Genomic DNA, 3,196 nt, shown 5'->3' on the forward strand with positions numbered 1-3,196 from the left:
CCGCTACTCGGCCACCCGCCCCACACTGATTCGCTTGCAGCTTGCAGCTTGCAGCTTGCAGCTTGCAGCTTGCAGCTTGCAGCTTGCAGCTGCTCTCTGTCGGCCTATTACCACATTACCCATTCATTCTGCCAAGCGGCGGCGGTATCATGCGTCTCTCAATCAGAAGATAGACGGTTTCCATGCTCACCACCTTGCTTAAATTGATGTCCGACGGGCGTTTTCATTCCGGGGAAGCGCTAGGTGCCAAGCTGGGTGTCAGTCGGGCAGCGGTCTGGAAAGCCTTGAGGCCTCTCGAACAAAAGGGGTTTCCTATCCAGCGGGTTCGTGGAAAAGGCTATCGGATCCCCGTTGGGGCGGTGTTGCTTGAAGAGGAGGTGATCCTTAACCATCTTCCTGCCGACTGCAGAAACTTCTGGAGTTGGCACCTCTATCAGGATGTCGACTCAACTAACGCCGAGGCACAGCGACTCATGTCCGAGTTCGGTCGTCGCCGTCTTGTATGTGTTAGTGAGCAGCAAAGTGCGGGTCGTGGTCGGCGGGGCCGCGCCTGGGTTAGTCCCTATGCGCAGAACATCTATTTGAGTGTTACCGAGCCCTTTGATACCGGTGCTCAAGGCCTTGAGGGGCTTAGCCTGGTGGTGGGTATAGTCCTGGCAGAAACCCTCCAGGATTGCGGCTACGATGGTGTTGAGTTGAAGTGGCCCAATGATATTTTGCTTGACGGTAAAAAGCTCGCCGGGATTCTGATCGAGATCGCGGGTGATCTGACTTCTGACTGTGTCGTGGTCATCGGCGTGGGGATCAATGTGTTGATGCGGGAAGAGTCAGGAGGACCTATTGAGCAAGCCTGGACATCTTTACTTCAGTCTTCCCCTCAGGGCGAACTGGACAGGAACAAGCTGGTCGCACTTTTCACGGCAAAATTGCTGAAAGCAATAGAAATATTTCGACACAGTGGTTTCGAACCATTTGTACCGGGTTGGCAGCAGCTAGATGCCTGGTTTGGTCATATGGTGAATGTTGTGTCTGGTAGTCATGTAATTTCAGGGCGTCACTGTGGCGTTACTGAGCGTGGGGCTCTCAAGCTTGAGACGGATGATGGTTTGGTGCTGGCCAATGGGGGCGAAGTCAGCCTGAGGAAACAGGATGCTTCTTGAGTTGGATTGTGGGAACACGCTGATCAAGTGGCGCCTGGTGGATCGCGAGGGGCGAGTAAGGGATAGGGATATGGCGCCTGACCTGGTTGAGCTGCAGTTGTTACTCGGGGGCCAGGAGCGCGAGATTCATGCTTGTCGGCTGGTGAGTGTACGGTCTCCCGAAGAGACACAGGTCGTCATGGATCAATTGACCAGTTGGCTCAAGCTGCACCCTATGTTGGCCAGAGGCAGTCTCGAACTTGCCGGAGTTCGTAATGGCTATGCAGACTTCAGCAAGCTCGGGATGGATCGTTGGCTGGCACTGGTCGCAGCTTACAATCGGTGTGGCCGTGCATGTGTTGTAATTGATCTTGGGACAGCCATTACAGTTGATTTTGTTGATCCTGAGGGCCAGCATCTGGGTGGCTATATTGCACCTGGCAGCAAGCTTCTGCGCAACGGTTTGAAGAGGCATACACGCCTCATACGCTATGACGAAAGTTTGCTGGGAGATCTGCTTTTACCCACCCCGGGTAACACAACCGCGCAGGCCGTGGAATATGGCTGTGACCTCATGTTGGCTGGCTTTGTTCGCGAACAGAGTCGTATCGCGCATCAGCTTCTGGGTGAAGACATGCTGGTAATACTGACCGGAGGTGATGCCGAGCGGATGGCTGAAGCCCTGCAAGGGGACTGCGAAGTGATAAGTGATCTTGTTTTCGAAGGACTTGCCTTGGCTTGTCCGCTCGGGGAAGCATGATGCGCTCGGTATTTCTTTTTCTACTGTTGTTGAATGTCCTCTATGCGTTGTGGCAATTGCAGGACGATAAAGCCGTGCAAGCGCTCTACGACTCTGCTGATGTGCCTTTGGAGGGTCTCGCCTCTGAGAGTGCCGGAGAGTCGCTAGTGCGTCATGAGTCCACTACCTTGCCGGCCACTCCTGCCAGTCTGTGCGTCAATCTGGGGGCCTTTAAAACCTCGGAGAAAGCCGAGCAGTTGCGTCAAAGGCTTCTGGCTTTGTCAATACAGTCAAAAGTTATCTCCAGGGAGGTGGCAGATGCGCTCGACTATTGGTTGATATTTCCAGTACAGGGAGGGTCGCCTGAAGCCATTCAGCGATTGAAGTTGTTGCAGGCCCAGGGTATTGACAGTTTTCTGATTAGTCAGGGCCCGTTGGCTGGGAACATATCTCTTGGGGTGTTCAGTCGCGAGGATTATGCACTTGCGCGACAGGCCCAGTTGCAGGCCGAGGGTTACGGCGTTGAGGTGGAAGCGCTTGAGAAGGTCTCCGCCGAATACCTGGTACAGGTTGATGCTGACGCCAGAAGGTTAGTGGATCAATCGATGCTGGCCCGCATGCGCGAGAGCTTTCCCGGGCTGCAGCATCAGTTCGATCCCTGTGATCCCGTTGCGTACTGAAAGCGCTTGGCCTATCATATGCGCCGCGTTGCGACTCATTTTCTCCAGATTGGGTGGCACCGAAAATCACTTTCAGCATACAAGTAGCGGTTTTTGCTAATAAATGTGTTGACAGTGTGGCGCCAAGTGAAGAAAATGGCGCCTCTTTTACGGAGGGGTTCCCGAGCGGTCAAAGGGATCAGACTGTAAATCTGACGCGAAAGCTTCGAAGGTTCGAATCCTTCCCCCTCCACCAGATTTCGCAATAAGCCAGTGCTAGGCGGGTATAGTTCAACGGTAGAACCTCAGCCTTCCAAGCTGATGGTGCGGGTTCGATTCCCGCTACCCGCTCCAATCTGGCTCTGCAACAAGTCTGAATGCTCATGTAGCTCAGCTGGTAGAGCACACCCTTGGTAAGGGTGAGGTCAGCGGTTCAATTCCGCTCATGAGCTCCAGTATAGAGGCAGATATGCGAATATCTGCCTTTTATTTAATGGTCGCGTGACACGCGCATCGTACTCACGAATAAGGGGTCTCTCGATGGCTAAAGAGAAGTTTGAACGTAAAAAACCGCACCTTAACGTGGGCACCATCGGTCACGTCGACCATGGCAAGACCACTCTGACAGCGGCATTGACCAAGGTTTGCGCTGAATCCTA

Annotated in this window: 4 protein-coding genes and 3 tRNA genes; all 7 read left to right on the top strand. The window is 53.8% G+C overall.

Annotated features, from left to right (window positions below; translation table 11 throughout):
• The first annotated feature begins 182 nt into the window (after positions 1-182).
• Complete coding sequence (birA, locus tag FZF01_RS19185; protein ID WP_223825567.1) at positions 183-1,160, top strand: bifunctional biotin--[acetyl-CoA-carboxylase] ligase/biotin operon repressor BirA; 978 nt, start codon at positions 183-185, stop codon at positions 1,158-1,160.
• A complete protein-coding gene (locus FZF01_RS19190; protein ID WP_150279442.1) occupies positions 1,150-1,899 on the top strand; it encodes a type III pantothenate kinase in 750 nt (249 codons plus the stop codon). The genes birA and FZF01_RS19190 overlap by 11 nt, the downstream gene beginning before the upstream one ends.
• Entirely contained in the window at positions 1,899-2,558 is a 660-nt protein-coding gene (locus FZF01_RS19195) for an SPOR domain-containing protein (RefSeq protein WP_150279443.1), read from the top strand. Before FZF01_RS19190 ends, FZF01_RS19195 begins: the two co-directional genes overlap by 1 nt.
• A 151-nt stretch (positions 2,559-2,709) precedes the next feature.
• Positions 2,710-2,793 (top strand) — tRNA-Tyr (locus tag FZF01_RS19200).
• Between the two features lie 24 nt (positions 2,794-2,817).
• Positions 2,818-2,891, top strand: a tRNA-Gly gene (locus FZF01_RS19205).
• Between the two features lie 25 nt (positions 2,892-2,916).
• Positions 2,917-2,992: transfer RNA gene (locus tag FZF01_RS19210), tRNA-Thr, on the top strand.
• An 85-nt stretch (positions 2,993-3,077) separates the two neighbouring features.
• Positions 3,078-3,196 (top strand): GTP-binding protein (locus FZF01_RS19215; RefSeq protein ID WP_263363819.1); only part of this gene is annotated, 119 nt, incomplete at its 3' end.

The organism is Halopseudomonas salina (assembly GCF_008641105.1).

What these genes read in the sequence shown, in the direction of transcription:
- birA (WP_223825567.1), top strand. Translation starts at nt 183, where the DNA reads ATGCTCACCACCTTGCTTAAATTGATGTCCGACGGGCGTTTTCATTCC.
- FZF01_RS19190 (WP_150279442.1), top strand. Translation starts at nt 1,150, where the DNA reads ATGCTTCTTGAGTTGGATTGTGGGAACACGCTGATCAAGTGGCGCCTG.
- FZF01_RS19195 (WP_150279443.1), top strand. Translation starts at nt 1,899, where the DNA reads ATGCGCTCGGTATTTCTTTTTCTACTGTTGTTGAATGTCCTCTATGCG.